10 protein-coding genes are annotated in these 14825 nt (G+C 64.6%); 8 read left to right on the top strand and 2 right to left on the bottom strand.

Translation table 11 applies throughout. The features are described from left to right. Nucleotides 1–174 precede the first annotated feature (174 nt). The 7 genes from IVB26_RS08885 to IVB26_RS08915 all read left to right on the top strand — a co-directional run bounded on the left by IVB26_RS08885 (nt 175) and on the right by IVB26_RS08915 (nt 10332). Nucleotides 175–2496, top strand: a complete 2322-nt coding sequence (locus tag IVB26_RS08885; RefSeq protein ID WP_247971329.1) for a putative bifunctional diguanylate cyclase/phosphodiesterase — start codon at nt 175–177, stop codon at nt 2494–2496. 194 nt (nt 2497–2690) lie between these two features. Then, complete coding sequence (locus tag IVB26_RS08890) at nt 2691–3416, top strand: N-acyl amino acid synthase FeeM domain-containing protein (RefSeq protein ID WP_247971330.1); 726 nt, start codon at nt 2691–2693, stop codon at nt 3414–3416. 328 nt (nt 3417–3744) lie between these two features. Next, nucleotides 3745–4233, top strand: coding sequence for a peptidoglycan-associated lipoprotein Pal (gene pal, locus IVB26_RS08895; RefSeq protein ID WP_018317777.1), 489 nt, complete (start codon nt 3745–3747; stop codon nt 4231–4233). 200 nt (nt 4234–4433) lie between these two features. Further along, a complete protein-coding gene (ybgF, locus tag IVB26_RS08900) occupies nt 4434–5489 on the top strand; it encodes a tol-pal system protein YbgF (RefSeq protein WP_247971331.1) in 1056 nt (351 codons plus the stop codon). 78 nt (nt 5490–5567) lie between these two features. Continuing rightward, the gene (gene tilS, locus IVB26_RS08905; protein ID WP_247971332.1) at nt 5568–6626 is read left to right on the top strand and encodes a tRNA lysidine(34) synthetase TilS; all 1059 of its coding nucleotides are present in this window, start codon (nt 5568–5570) and stop codon (nt 6624–6626) included. Nucleotides 6627–6916: 290 nt separating this feature from the next. Then, nucleotides 6917–8842: an ATP-dependent zinc metalloprotease FtsH gene (gene ftsH / locus IVB26_RS08910; protein ID WP_247971333.1), complete on the top strand. Its 1926-nt coding sequence runs from the start codon at nt 6917–6919 to the stop codon at nt 8840–8842. Between the two features lie 320 nt (nt 8843–9162). Beyond that, nucleotides 9163–10332: a serine hydrolase domain-containing protein gene (locus IVB26_RS08915; RefSeq protein ID WP_247971334.1), complete on the top strand. Its 1170-nt coding sequence runs from the start codon at nt 9163–9165 to the stop codon at nt 10330–10332. A gap of 59 nt (nt 10333–10391) precedes the next feature. On the opposite strand, the gene IVB26_RS08920 is transcribed toward IVB26_RS08915, so the two are convergent. Both IVB26_RS08920 and IVB26_RS08925 read right to left on the bottom strand, forming a co-directional pair. Then, a complete protein-coding gene (locus IVB26_RS08920; RefSeq protein WP_247971335.1) occupies nt 10392–11597 on the bottom strand; it encodes a calcium-binding protein in 1206 nt (401 codons plus the stop codon). A gap of 146 nt (nt 11598–11743) precedes the next feature. After that, entirely contained in the window at nt 11744–12946 is a 1203-nt protein-coding gene (locus IVB26_RS08925; protein ID WP_247971336.1) for a calcium-binding protein, read from the bottom strand. 499 nt (nt 12947–13445) lie between these two features. Between IVB26_RS08925 and IVB26_RS08930 the strand changes: the two genes are divergently transcribed. Beyond that, nucleotides 13446–14825, top strand: a complete 1380-nt coding sequence (locus IVB26_RS08930) for a hypothetical protein (protein WP_247971337.1) — start codon at nt 13446–13448, stop codon at nt 14823–14825.

The following is a 14825-nucleotide window of genomic DNA, read 5'->3' on the forward strand; positions in this document are numbered from 1 at the left end:
GAAAGCAAGCTTTCCTTCACCTTGAGCCCGGCAGGGCTTGCCTAGTTGCTTGAAATATCAGCAGAAACAGGTTCGTCGTTGCCGAAAAACAACTCGACTTTAACGATGTTCCCTCAGAAAGACTTCACTAGGGCTGGGTAAAAGTACGCTCCAAACAGGACGCGTAACAAGCCAATGCAACTGGCCGACCAGAAGCAGAGTGATCGAGACGAGCTGGAGCCGATTCTCTACGCCGCGCTCATCAACTCCATGGTGCAGAATTTCTGGGCGATCTTCCTAGGCTCGGCCTCCGCGGCCGTGGCCGCGGTGATGACTGCGTTGAAGACGGGCGACGTCTGGCTGTGGCCGCTCGCGTTCCTGCTGATTGCCATCGGCACCGCACGTGCATTCCAGATGCGCGGATACGAAAACCGCACCCAGCCGCTGTCATTCGAAGAGGCCAAGCACCTGGAGCCGCGTTACTGGATCGGCGCGCTGAGCTATGCGGCGGTGCTCGGTGTGTGGGCTTTCGTCGTCATCTACAACAACAACGATCCGGTCGCCGACATGCTCTGTGTCGCCATCGGCATCGGCTACACCGCGGGCGGCGCCGCCCGCAATTACGGACAGCCCCGGGTGATCCAGTGGCACGTCGCGCTGGCCTGCGGTCCGATGTCGCTCGCCTTGCTGCTGCACGGCGGATTCTACCACATCGGTCTTGCCATCCTGCTCGTGTTCTTCTTCATCGGGCTCAAGAACATCAACCTCAGCCTGCATGCGATCTTCGTCAAGGCGTTGACCTCGAGTTTCCGCGAATCCGCGCTGGCGAGCCAGTTCGACACCGCGCTCAACAACATGCCGCACGGCCTGTGCATGTTTCGCGCCGATGGCCGGCTTGCGGTGATGAACCACCGCTTCGGCGAGCTGATGAGCTTGCCCGAGGACCTCGTCAAGCGTGGCGCCACTGCCGCCGATATCGTGTCGGCCTGCGTTTCCGCCGGGTCGATCTCGGCGGAGAGCGGCGACCAGATCCTGGCCGAGATCGAGCATGCGCGGGTCTGCGAGATCGTCACCGCCGATCCGGATTCCTCGCGCGGCCGCACGCTGGCCTGGACGTTCCAGCCGATGACCGGCGGCGGCATGGTGCTGCTGCTGGAAGACATCACCGAGCGTACCAATGCGGAAGCCCGCATCAGCCATCTGGCCCGTTACGACGAGCTCACGGCGCTGCCCAACCGGGTCAGCTTCCACGACGAGATCGAGCGGCTGCTGAAGAATTCGCATCATGCCGAGCGCCTCTCCGCGCTGCTCTTCGTCGACCTCGATCAGTTCAAGCAGGTCAACGACACGCTCGGTCATCCCTGCGGCGACCAGCTGCTGTGTGCCGTCGCCAACCGTCTGCGCGAGATGCTGCGCCCCGAAGATTTCGTCGCCCGCTTCGGCGGCGACGAGTTCGTCGTGTTCCAGCAGAACATCTCTTCGCCCGAGGACGCCGCCGCGCTTGCCCGCCGTATCGTCGAACGGCTCAGCGAGCGCTACCGCATCGACAATCACCTGGTCGAGATCGGCGCCAGCGTCGGCATCGCGCTGACCTCGCCGGAGGGCGCCAGTGCCGACACGCTGCTCAAGAACGCCGACATGGCGCTGTATCGCGCCAAGGCGGACGGCCGCGGCACCTTCTGCTTCTTCCGCGACGAGATGGCGGCGACCGTCGAGGCGCGCCGCATCCTCGAGCTCGATCTGCGCAAGGCGCTCGCCAACGAGGAGTTCGAGCTGTTCTATCAGCCGCTGGTCAATCTGAAGTCCGGCAAGATCACCACCTGCGAGGCGCTGCTGCGCTGGAATCATCCGGTGCGCGGCACGGTCTCGCCGGTCGACATCATTCCGGTCGCCGAGGACATGGGCCTGATCGTCGATCTCGGCCGCTGGATCCTGCGCCGCGCCTGCATGGAATGCATGAAGTGGCCGGAAGGCGTCAGCGTCGCCGTCAACTTCTCGCCGCAGCAATTCCACCAGCGCGACGTGCTGAGCGAAATCCGCTATGCGCTCGAAGTGTCGGGCCTGCCGGCGCATCGGCTGGAGATCGAGATCACCGAGTCCTCGCTGCTGCGCAACACCCAGCTCACCCACGACATCCTGTCGCAATTGCACGCGCTGGGCGTGCGCATCTCGCTCGACGATTTCGGCACCGGCTATTCCAGCCTCAGCTATCTGCATAATTTCCCGATGCAGAAGGTGAAGATCGACCGCTCGTTCCTCGAGGGGATCGACACCGACCGCCCGCTGACGCTGCTGCGCGGCGTGGCGCGGCTATCCGCCGATCTCGGCATGGCCGTCGTGGTCGAGGGCATCGAGACCAACGAGCAGCTCGATCTGATCAGCGCCGACGGCACCGTCTCCGAGGCGCAAGGCTATCTGTTCAGCCGCCCGGTGCCGGCCGTGCGGATGCGCCAGCTGCTCAACGCCTCGCATGGACGGCGCGGCGAAGGCCAGCTTCAGGTGGTCGGCTTCGCGTAAGTCCATTTCCTGAAACGTCCCATCATTTCAGAATGTTGTGGTGTCACCGTAGTGCTACGGTGATTAACCCTAACCGTTCGATTGCTTTGCATACTTGTTAAGGAGGTGTTAATAAATCATCTCGCCCGCGCAAGTTGTCTTGCAGGAATTGGCTTTGGATGCCGCAGGCGTGAGTGTGTGGGTAAGGAGTTGGAATGCAGTCCTCAGCCAGATCTGTCATTTCGGCTGTTGGACGGGGAGCGGATCTTCTGACCGACGTCGATTATCATCTTGCGGAAACCGTCGCGGAGAAAGAGGAGATCTACAATCTCCGCTACCGCGCCTATCTGCGGGAAGGCGCCGTCAAGCCCTCGGCGGAGGCGCGGGTCACCGACCGCTACGACGAGCTGCCCAACGCGTGGACCTTCGGCGTCTATCTCCATGGCGAGCTCTGCAGCTCGGTGCGCATCAGCGTCCTGACGTCGGAATGGCGTGAATCCACCTCGGCCGATGTCTTCCCGGACGTCCTGTTGCCGCGGCTCGATCGCGGCGAGGTCATGATCGACCCGACCCGCTTCGTCGCCGATCCCGACCAGGTCAAGCGCGTTCCGGAATTGCCCTATCTGACGACCCGTCTGGCCTACATGGCCTGCGAGCATTTCAGTGCCGATCTCGGCCTTGCCATCGTGCGTCCCGAGCATCAGGCCTTCTACCGGCGGGTGTTCCTGCACGAGACCGTCGCCGAGCCGCGGCTGGTTCCGGGCCTCACCAAGCCGTTCGGATTGATGGCGGCGGACTTCCCGACCTTCCGCAAGAAGGTATTCGAGCGCTATCCGATCATGCGGTCGACCGCTTTCGAACGGCGGATGCTGTTCGGGCGCGGTGGCCAGCGCCAGGTGCCGCAGCGGCCGGTGCTGGTGGCGGACGCCGTGCACGCCTGAGTCCGCGCCGGCCCATCTTGGATCCCTGACTTGCTTGGCTTCGGGCTTGGACCTGGGGTGTTGAGCCGGGACTTGGACCTTTCGCCCGCCACGCATCAAAGCCCTGGGCCCGGAATTCCGGCGAAAGGCGGCGTTTTTGCCGGCTGGCGCGGCTTGCCTTCACCCTCGCGCCACATTTACAACCCATTAACCATGACGGGTGCTTTTCGCTGGTTGGGGGCATTTGATCGGCTGAGGCAAGGTTCCGTCAAGGTTGACGGAACGTTCGCTTAACCAACCCCCTGTAGACCGGACAGCAGTGGACTAACGTGAGCGTGGAGGCTCCGGAATGAAACATCCTATGCGTATCCTCCAGGGATTGAAGCTGGTCGCGGTGCTCGCCGTCGCGCTGTCGATGGGCGCCTGCGCCAACAAGAATGCTGCGACGGATGCGATGGCCAATGCGGCAACCCCTGGCAGTCAGCAGGATTTCGTGGTGAACGTCGGTGACCGCGTGTTCTTCGAAAGCGACCAGACCGATCTGACCCCGCAGGCGATCGTGACCCTGGAGAAGCAGGCGCAGTGGCTGCAGACCTACCCGCGCTACAGCTTCACCGTCGAAGGTCATGCCGACGAGCGCGGCACCCGCGAATACAACATCGCGCTCGGCGCCCGGAGAGCCCAGTCGGTGCGTTCGTTCCTCGCCTCGCGCGGCATCGATCCGAACCGCATGCGCACGATCTCCTACGGCAAGGAGCGGCCGGTCGCAGTCTGTAACGACATCTCCTGCTGGTCGCAGAACCGTCGCGCCGTCACCGTGCTGAACGCGAGTTCCTGACGCCGAGATACGACACTCAGTCAGGCGCCGTTCATCTTCAGAAACCGATTATGCCGGCGCCCTCTCGGGCGCCGGTTTCGTTTCAGCAATCCGTGACAGAAACCCCGTGGTGCCAGTCACAGTTTTGGCGTACTCACCTTCAATGTGTGGCGCGTCGAATGTTCCGTCGCAGGCCATTTCGCTTTCGTCGTCAGGGCAAGATGTCATCCAGATTTAAGGTCTTTACCGGCACCGTGGCGATGGCCACGCTGCTCTCTTTCGGCTCGCCCGCACTCGCGCAGTCGGACGATGATCCCGAGATGCGGATCGAGCGGCTGGAGAACCAGCTGCGCCAGCTCACCGGCCAGAACGAGGAGCTGCAATACCGCAACCGCCAGCTCGAAGAGCGGCTGCGGGCGCTCGAAGGCGGCGCGCAAGCTGCGCCCGGGCAGGCGCCCAATGTCGCGGCGATGCCGCCGGCCCAGCTCGCACCAGGTCAGGTCGCGCCGGGCTATCGCCAGCCGCAGCAGCAGGCCGTGCACCCGAATTACGAGCAGCCGCAGGTCGCCGCGCCTGCGCCGATCGTCCAGGAGCAACCGGCGCCCGGTGCACCCGGCACGCGCCGTCGCGGCGATGCCTTCGATCCGAACCAGAACCCGACCGCGCCGGGTGCGCCACGCGCGCTCGGCGGCGGCCAGCAGCCGATGCAGGCAGGAGCTCCGAGCGGAGCACCTGGCGGCCGCGGCGCCGGCGAGCCGCTCGACCTCGCCAACACCAGCCCCCGTTATCAGCAGCAGGCCGCGCCTCCGGCCGCGCAGCCCGGCTATCCGCCGGCCCAGCCCGGCTATCCCGCGCCAGCGGGCGGCACCGGCCTGACCACGCTGCCGCCCTCGGCGACGCCGCGCGACGAGTTCGATCTCGGCATCGGCTACATGCAGCGCAAGGACTATGCGCTCGCCGAGCAGACCATGAAGAACTTCACGCAGAAATATCCGAGCGACCCGCTGCTCGGCGACGCGCAATACTGGCTCGGCGAGAGCTATTTCCAGCGCCAGCAATATCGCGATTCCGCGGAGGCCTTCCTCGCGGTCACCACCAAATACGAGAAATCGGCCAAGGCGCCGGATGCGCTGCTGCGGCTCGGCCAGTCGCTCGCCGCCTTGAAGGAGAAGGAGGCCGCCTGCGCCGCCTTCGGCGAGGTCGGCCGCAAATATCCGCGCGCCTCCGCCGGCGTCAAAACCGCGGTCGACCGCGAGCAGAAGCGGGTGAAGTGCTGAGGTCCGGGGTCCTGACAACGCGGATGGTGCTACGCTAGACGTCGTCACCATCCGCCTGCGGAGGTCAGGGCCCGCGTCATGTCAGACGACGACAATTCTCCGATCTCGGCGCGCGAGGCGAAGCGGCTCTTTGCCGGCCTCAAGCGCGCGCCGGCGCTGGTGCTCGCCGTCTCCGGCGGACCCGACTCGGTCGCGCTGATGTGGCTCGCGGCGCGCTGGCAGCGCAGCCTCACGCGCGGCCCGCGTCTCACCGTCGTCACGATCGATCACGGCCTGCGCCGCGAGGCGGCGCGTGAGGCGCGCGAGGTCAAGCGGCTCGCCACTGAGCTTGGACTAGAGCACCGGACCCTGCGCTGGCGCGACGCAAAGCCGAAGACGGGGCTGCCGGCGGCCGCGCGCGAGGCCCGCTACCGCCTGCTCGCGCAGGCCGCGCGTGCCGTCGGCGCCAGCCATGTGCTGACCGCCCATACCCGCGATGACCAGGCCGAGACCCTGTTGATGCGGCTGTTGCGCGGCAGCGGACTTGCCGGGCTGTCGGCAATGGCTTCCCTCAGCGAGCGCGACGGGATCGTGCTGGCGCGTCCGCTGCTCGACGTTCCCAAGGCACAGCTGATCGCGACCTTGAGGCGGGCGAAGATCGGCTTTGCCGACGACCCCACCAACCGCGACACCGCTTTCACCCGGCCGCGGCTGCGCGCGCTACTGCCGCAACTCGCGGCCGAGGGCGGCGATGCCCGCACGCTCGTGCGACTCGCGACGAGGCTGGCGCGGGCCAATGCGGCGGTCGAGGTGCTCGCCGACGGCGCCGAGCGCTTCCTCCGTTTGCGGGATCGCGACGTTGCGCCGCAGGTGGGCGTTCGAAGCTTCGAGGCCTCAAGCTTTGCCCTCCTGCCGGAGGAGGTCCGGCTGCGGCTCCTGCTGCGGGCCGTCAACGCGCTCGGACATGAAGGGCCAGCGGAACTCGGCAAGGTTGAATCCCTCATGGCCGTGCTCGATCAGGCCATCGCCGCAAGTCCTCGCGCGGCCGCAAATGGCCGGCCGGCCTTGCGGCAGACCCTTGCGGGAGCCTTGATCAGCCTTGCCGGTGGGCGTATCCACATCGCACCGGCGCCGGCCCGGCGCCGCAAGGGTGCTTGAAGGGCGCCCCCAGGGCCGCAGGAGGTCGGATCATGACACCGGCCATTTCGGCCCCGCCCCGTCAGGACACCTTAACCAGGCAGGAAAAACCCCGCATCGGGCGCCATTATTTCAGCGGGAATCGCTCTAAGATGGGCTAAATAGTCCCATCTCGTTCCCTTGGCAGCGACCGGGGCGGCACCTAAATTGTATGCGTCTAACCGAGAGAATTCCTTGGGGATTTTCTCTGGCTTGCCCAAGTAACTCCTGAAGGACCAGGCCGCGATCCGCGCGACCACGAAGGAAGATCGATGAACGCCAATCTGCGCAATTTCGCCCTCTGGGTCATCATTGTTTTGCTGCTGTTGGCGTTGTTCACGCTCTTCCAGAATCCGGGTCAGCGGGCCTCCTCGCAGGACATCGCCTTCTCGCAGCTCCTGAGCGAGGTTGACCGCGGCAATGTGCGCGACGTCGTGATCCAGGGCCCCGACATTCACGGCACCTTCACCAACGGCTCCAGCTTCCAGACCTATGCGCCGAGCGACCCGACGCTGGTGAAGCGCCTGTACGACAGCAAGGTCCAGATCACCGCGAAGCCGCCGGGCGACAACGTGCCGTGGTTCGTCTCGCTGCTGGTCTCCTGGCTGCCGTTCATCGCGCTGATCGGCGTGTGGATCTTCCTGTCGCGGCAGATGCAGGGCGGCGCTGGCAAGGCGATGGGCTTTGGCAAGTCGCGCGCCAAGATGCTGACTGAGGCGCATGGCCGCGTCACCTTCGAGGACGTCGCCGGCGTCGACGAAGCCAAGCAGGACCTGCAGGAGATCGTCGAATTCCTCCGCGACCCCGGCAAATTCCAGCGCCTCGGCGGCCGCATTCCGCGCGGCGTGCTGCTGGTCGGTCCTCCCGGCACCGGTAAGACCCTGATCGCGCGTGCGGTCGCGGGCGAAGCCAACGTGCCGTTCTTCACCATTTCGGGTTCGGACTTCGTCGAGATGTTCGTCGGCGTTGGCGCCTCCCGTGTGCGCGACATGTTCGAGCAGGCCAAGAAGAACGCGCCGTGCATCATCTTCATCGACGAAATCGACGCGGTCGGTCGCCACCGTGGCGCCGGTCTCGGCGGCGGCAATGACGAGCGCGAGCAGACGCTGAACCAGTTGCTGGTCGAGATGGACGGCTTCGAGGCGAACGAGGGCGTGATCCTGATCGCCGCCACCAACCGCCCTGATGTGCTCGATCCCGCGCTGCTGCGTCCGGGCCGCTTCGACCGTCAGGTCGTCGTGCCGAACCCCGACGTCGTCGGCCGCGAGCAGATCCTCAAGGTGCACGTCCGTAAGGTTCCGCTGGCGCCGGATATCAACCTCAAGACCATCGCGCGCGGCACGCCGGGCTTCTCCGGCGCCGATCTGATGAACCTCGTCAACGAAGCTGCGCTCACGGCTGCCCGCCGCAACAAGCGGATGGTGACTCAGGCCGAGTTCGAGGAGGCCAAGGACAAGGTGATGATGGGCGCCGAGCGCAAATCGCTCGTCATGACCGAGGAAGAGAAGCTGCTGACGGCCTATCACGAGGGTGGCCACGCCATCGTCGGCCTCAACGTCGTCGCGACCGACCCGATCCACAAGGCGACGATCATTCCGCGCGGCCGTGCGCTGGGCATGGTCATGCAGCTGCCCGAGCGTGACAAGCTGTCGATGTCGCTGGAGCAGATGACCTCGCGGCTCGCGATCATGATGGGCGGCCGTGTCGCCGAAGAGCTGATCTTCGGCCGCGAGAAGGTGACCTCGGGTGCGTCCTCCGACATCGAGCAGGCCACGCGTCTGGCCCGGATGATGGTGACGCGCTGGGGCCTGTCCGAGGCGCTCGGCACCGTGTCCTATGGCGAAAACCAGGACGAGGTTTTCCTCGGCATGTCGGTGTCGCGCACCCAGAACGCATCGGAGGCGACGGTCCAGAAGATCGACACCGAGATACGGCGTTTCGTGGAAGAGGGCTATAACGAAGCGACGCGTATTCTCACCGAGAAGCGCGCCGATCTTGAAGCTCTCGCCAAGGGCCTGCTCGAGTTCGAGACGCTGAGCGGCGATGAGATCGTCGATCTGCTCAAGGGCAAGAAGCCGAACCGCGAATCCGTGCTCGAGCCGACCACGCCGCGCGCCTCCGCAGTGCCCCCGGCCGGTAAGTCGCCGCGCCCGCGGCCCGATGCGGATCCCGGCCTGGAGCCGCAGCCGCAGGCGTAATCGCGGGGCGACAGATGAGATTGAAAAACGCGGCGGAAACGCCGCGTTTTTTGTTGGCGGTGTTTGCAGGCGCGAGAGGGCGTCCTGTACGCGCCGTGATAGCAAGTATCTCTTCACAGCCCCAAGAGGTTGTCCTAGAAACTGGACAGCCGGGACGTATGAGGGCATGTGCCATGAGTTGGGGAGCGCTCTGCAAGCCGCGCGCTCGCGGCAGGCTTTTTCTGGCTGTCATTCTCGTCTTGGCGATATCGACGCGGCCGTCATACGCACAGGAGGCCCGCGGTTCGGCGGACGCGGCTGCCGCAAGGGAAGCTGGACCGGTGTTTTCGGACAGCGGCCCCGACGCGGCGGCATATGGCGCGGCGTTGGGCTATGCGGTCGGCTCGCGCGGGACCGCCACCGAACGCGACAAACTCGTCGGGGTCTACAGCCATTTCGACGAGCTCTACCCGTCGCGTGTGATACGGCGCGCGGCGACACCTTGGCAGTTCAAGCGCGCACCAGAGCCGACCATCGCCTACAGTTTCGGCCCGGACCGGCTGACCATTGCCGATTACCTCAAGCGCAACCCGGTGACGGGGCTCCTGATCGCCCGGGACGACACGATCCTGTACGAGCACTATCAATATGCGCGGACCGACCGCGACCGCTTTCTCTCGCAGTCCATGGCCAAGACCATGGTGGCCATGCTGATCGGCATCGCGGTCTCTGAAGGCCGGATCAAGTCGATCGACGACCTCGTCTCGACCTATGTCTCCGGTCTTGCAGGAACGGAATACGGAAACACATCGATCCGCGCCTTGCTCAACATGGCCTCGGGCGTGGAGTTTTCCGAAGTTTATGACGGGCACGACGACATCGCCCGGCTCGGGCGAGCCTTGTTCGTCGGAGAGGCGAAAGATCCCGCCGCCACCATCGCGCAATTCAACACGCGCGGCGCGCCGCCGAATACCAGATGGCACTATGCCAGCGTGGAAACCGAGATCCTTGGCTTGGTGCTGCGGTCCGCCACGGCTACTTCGGTTGCCGACTATCTCCACGACAGGATTTGGGATGCGATCGGCACGGAAGCCGACGCCTCATGGGCGATCGACGGCAGTGGGCAGGAGATTGCTTTCTGCTGCGTCAACGCAACCTTGCGCGACTATGCACGCTTCGCCCGGTTGCTCGCGCATGACGGCGCCTGGGAAGGTCGCCAGTTGATTCCGCGGCAATGGCTCTTGGATGCCACGACCGTCAGGTCGGCTGATGGTCATCTCGCGCCGGGCGTGGCCACATCCTATTTCGGCTACGGCTATCAGGTCTGGCTTCTTCCTGGCGAGCAGCGGAGATTTGCCCTGCTCGGGATTCGCGGGCAGATCATACTGGTCGATCCGGCCTCGAAACTCGTCATGGTGCACACGGCCGTCCGCCCAACACCGTCCGAGCCGGGAGCCCTGAGAGAGCCGCTGGCGTTGTGGTTCGCGGTGCTTCAGCAGCTTGGGAAATGATGATCCGCGTCTCGCCCCGCTGCAGACGGGGCGAGATCGTTGCTCCCAGAGCAACTTGCTCAGATGAGGAAGTCGGTCGCGTGCAAGTTCGCCGCGTTGACGCCGTCGAGCGTGATGGAATCGTTCGCCGACAGATGGATCACGGCGTCGCCGGCGGCATTGTCGCTGATCAGGCTCGACAGCGCCGTCCAGTCCGCAAACCCGTAGTCGTGCAGGTTGATCAGATCGCGCTCCGTCACGATGCTGCCGACCGCCTTGTTGCCCTGATCGAAGTCGGTGATCAGGTCATTGCCGGAGCCGGTGTTGAAGACGAAGGTGTCGCTGTTTCCTCCGCCCGAAAGCTGATCATCGCCGGTGCCGCCGTTGAGGATATCCCTGCCGCCGGTGATCGAGCCCGGCGTTGCGGGGGCATAGTTCGCGGCATCTCCATAGAGGTGATCGTTGGTCCCCCCGCCGGTGAGAATATCGTTACCGCCTTGTGCATTGCCGGACATGGTCCGCGCATCGCCGAAGAGCTCCGGGTGCGCAAACTGGACGGTGTCGATGCCATCGAACGCGAGTGTGAGAATGTCATCTCCCCCTTGGGCATTGTCGGTCAGCGCCGTCACCGAATCCCCGTAGCCGAATCCGCCTGTCATGGCGACGTCAGTGCCGAAGGTGAAGGTGATGTTGTCGTTGCCGCCATGCGCATCGCCGCCGATGGAGCCGATGGCATCGCCACTGGCCTTCGCAAAGCCCTGCAGGGTGTCCACGTCGATGTCGATCGTGTCATTGCCGCCCTGGGCCGTGCCGCTCATGGAACCTCCGGCATCGCCGGCGTACACGTGGTCGTAGCTTCGCCAGCCCACAGCGCCCGTGATGGTGTCACTGCCGCCGTGCGAGTTGCCCGACATGTCGCCGGCGACATCGCCGAAAACGTGCACGTCGGTGTACAACGAGTCGGCCTGGACATTGATCGTGTCGTTGCCGCCCCTGGCGTCGTCGGTCATCGCCTGGGCATCGCCGACGACGAGGAAGGCGTTCCAGCCGAAATTCTGATTGACGGTCAGGGTGTCGTTGCCGCCGCGAGACTGGCCATGCAACGTCGTGTTGGCGTCACCAAAGATCGTGACCTCTGTTTCGGGCTGGGTGACGGTTGCCGTTACGGTGTCGTTGCCGCCCCAGGCATCCGTCGTGGTTGGAAAGTCCGGATCTCCGTAGAGGGTTTCGATTTGGCCAAACTGGTCGAGCAGGACGTCGATGGTGTCGTTGGGTAGATATTTCATGGCGTAATTCCCATTTCATTGCTGGAATTCGAGACAGAGTTGGATCGCGGCAAGTTCCGCTGCGCCGCGCGGCGACGCTCGTCGTCGCGCGGTCAATCGCGATGTCGCCTCGCGTCGCGGGGCGACGTCGCTCTTGCTCTGTTTCCTCAGATGATGAAGTCGGTCGAATGCAGGTTCGCTGCCTGAATCCCGTCCAGCGTGATCGAATCGTTGGCGGAGAGATGGATCACGGCATCGCCGGCGGTGTTGTCGCTGATCAGTTTCGACAGCGCCGTCCAGTCTGCAAAGCCGTAGTCCTGCACGTCGATCAGATCGTGTTCCACCGCGGTGCTGCCGACGGCCTTGTTGCCCTGATCGAAGTCGACGATCGTGTCGTTGCCGGAGCCGGTGTTGAAGGCGAAGAAGTCGCTGTTTCCGCCGCCCCACATCCGGTCGTCTCCGGCTCCGCCGTTCAGCGTGTCGGCGCCGCCGGTGATCGAGCCTGGTGCCGCCGGTTCATAGATCCGCGCATCGCCATACATGAAATCGCGGCCCGCGCCGCCATTGAGGATGTCGTTGCCGCCATGGGAATTGCCCACCATGGTCGGCGCGTCGCCGTACATCTGCGAGCCGGCATCCGTATACTGGCCGTCGAGCTTGACGGTGAGCACATCGTCGCCGCCCTGGGCGAGATCCATCAGGGATGTCGCCGAATCCCCGAACAAGGCTCCGGCCGAGATGGCGCTGTCCCCGTTCAAGGTTACGGTCAGGTTGTCGTTGCCGCCATGCGCGAGACCTCTCAGGGAACCGATGGCATCGCCGCTGACAGTCGCCCCGCCGTCCGTCGTGAGCACGCTGACATCGAGCGTGTCATTGCCGCCGTGCGCGGTGTCCATCATGGAACCGCCGGCATCGCCGGCGAACAGGTTGGCGCCGCCGCGCCACGCGACTGAGCCTGTCATGTCGTCATGGCCGCCCTGCGCATTGCCGGACATGTCGCCTGCGACATCGCCGAAGGCCGAGATCGTCGTGTAGACGGTGCGGCCGGCATCCGCGACGATGGTGTCGTTGCCGCCCTTGGCGTCATCGATCATCGACTGGGTATCGCCGACCACGACGGCGGTGTCCCAGCCGCCGTCGATCGCGGCGATCAGCGTGTCGTTTCCGCCCTGGGAGTGGCCAAGCAGCATCGTGTTGTCGTCGCCGAAGATCGTGAGCTTTGCATTGAGCGCAGCGACGGTGGCCGTCACGGTGTCGTTGCCGCCTACGACGTCGGTGGATGCCGGAAAGCCGGGATCTCCATATACGGTCGCGATTTGGCCAAATTGGTCGAGCGTGACGTCGAACGTATCGTTCGGCAGATGCTGCATGGCGTAACTCCCATTTCATTGTCGGAAGCGCGCCTGACGCCTGCAGTTTTTTTGCAAGTCGCGTTGTTGACCACGCTTCACCGGGAGAAATCTACCTTTGGTAGATGGCGGAGATTTGTAGGAAATCGGGAGAGAGTTTGATTGCCTGCATGGAGCTGCGGCGGTCCTTGCCCGGTTCCAGTTCGTCGCGCAGCACGGCGCGACAACTTGATCATGATGACACTCGCTGCAGCGACGTTCCCACTTCGATAGCGTCGCGGCACTTCAAGTGTGGCGCGCGTTCGTCTCATTTGCGCACGCGCCAGACGGTCCAGGTCAGGCTTCGACACGGCCTCGATTCGCTCCGGAAAGTCCGGAACTCCGCCGCAGCGATGGGGCAAATGCCAGAAACATTAAAGAAGAACTTAACGCTTGCGTCCTACTTTGGCCCGCCATGACTGACCAGGCCGTCCATAGCGCGGTTCAACCGTTTTCGGCACGTGCAGTGCTCCCTTGGGCCGTGGGCCTCAGCGTGTATGGCCTGCTGCTGATCGTCGGGCCGCGGCTGCTCGGTGATCCCGACAGCTATTCTCATATCGAGGTCGGACGCTGGATCATAGCGCATGGCACTCTGCCGGAGAGCGATCCCTTTTCGTTTTCGAAGCTTGGCGCGCCCTGGATCACGTTCGAATGGCTCTCGGAAGTCGTCTACGCCGGAGCCTACGCACTTTCCGGCTGGCCCGGCGTCGTCGTTGTCGCAGCCGCCGCGATCGCGCTCGCCTTCGGCTTGTTCACCTTCTTCCTGTTGCGTGAGCTTTCGCCAAGCCTGACGCTGCTCATGGTGATCGCGGCCGTCGTCCTGTTGGCGCCACATATGCTGGCGCGGCCACACGCCCTCGTGCTGCCGGTGATGGTGACCTGGGCGGCTTCTCTGGTGCGCTGCATGGATCGCGGCGGGCCGCCGCCATACTGGGCGCTGCCGCTGCTGGTCCTGTGGGCCAATCTGCATGGCAGCGTGGTGCTGGCGCTCGGGCTGATTGGCCCGGCGGTGCTCGAGGCGCTGCTGCGTGAGGAGCGAAGCGAATGGCCGCGCGTGCTCCTGCGGTGGCTGCCATTTGCGGCCCTTGCCCTCGCCGCGTCCTGCCTGACGCCGCACGGGCCGGAACCGCTGCTGATGCCGCTGACGACGCTCGGCCTCGGCTCCGCGCTCGCCTGGATCGCGGAATGGCGGCCGCAGGATTTCAGCCATATCGGCGGCTTCGAATTGCTGCTGCTGGCTGGCATCTTTGCGCTGTCGCGCGGCGTGACGCTGCCGGTCGTACGGACGTTGGTGGTGATCGGCTTGCTCCATTTCGCACTGGCGCAGGTCCGCAATGCGGATCTGCTGGCCATGCTGGCGCCGCTCTATCTGGCGGCGCCCTTGGGCCAAAAGTTCGGCAAGCGAACCGCGGACGATGCGGAGGGCTGGTCTCGCGGCCTTAGTCTGGCGGCGTTCGGGGTCTTGATCGCAATGAGCGGCGCGGCGCTGGCGCGCGACATACGGCCGGCTTCCAATATCACCCCCGAGGCTGCGATCGCTCAAGCCGGCCTCGCCAAGACGGGGCGCATCCTCAACGATTACTCCTTCGGCGGCTATTTGATCTTTGCCGGCATTCCCACCTTTGTCGATGGTCGCGGCGAACTATACGGGGGGCCTTTCATCGACCGCTATAATCGTGCCCTGGCGCTGGTTGACCTCGCAGATTTTCTCAAGCTGCTCGACGAATACGACATCGGCGCGACGCTGCTCGCGCCGCGGACACCGGCGGTCGCGATGCTGGATCGGCTGCCCCAGTGGCAACGCGTCTACGGCGACGATGTGGCGGTCGTGCACAAGCGGCGTGATACGCCGCCGAGATAA

Source organism: Bradyrhizobium sp. 195, from assembly GCF_023101665.1.
Taxonomy (GTDB): Bacteria; Pseudomonadota; Alphaproteobacteria; order Rhizobiales; family Xanthobacteraceae; genus Bradyrhizobium.

Coding starts and splice junctions, on each gene's coding strand:
- IVB26_RS08885 (WP_247971329.1), top strand. CDS start 175: ATGCAACTGGCCGACCAGAAGCAGAGTGATCGAGACGAGCTGGAGCCG.
- IVB26_RS08890 (WP_247971330.1), top strand. CDS start 2,691: ATGCAGTCCTCAGCCAGATCTGTCATTTCGGCTGTTGGACGGGGAGCG.
- pal (WP_018317777.1), top strand. CDS start 3,745: ATGAAACATCCTATGCGTATCCTCCAGGGATTGAAGCTGGTCGCGGTG.
- ybgF (WP_247971331.1), top strand. CDS start 4,434: ATGTCATCCAGATTTAAGGTCTTTACCGGCACCGTGGCGATGGCCACG.
- tilS (WP_247971332.1), top strand. CDS start 5,568: ATGTCAGACGACGACAATTCTCCGATCTCGGCGCGCGAGGCGAAGCGG.
- ftsH (WP_247971333.1), top strand. CDS start 6,917: ATGAACGCCAATCTGCGCAATTTCGCCCTCTGGGTCATCATTGTTTTG.
- IVB26_RS08920 (WP_247971335.1), bottom strand. CDS start 11,597: ATGAAATATCTACCCAACGACACCATCGACGTCCTGCTCGACCAGTTT.
- IVB26_RS08925 (WP_247971336.1), bottom strand. CDS start 12,946: ATGCAGCATCTGCCGAACGATACGTTCGACGTCACGCTCGACCAATTT.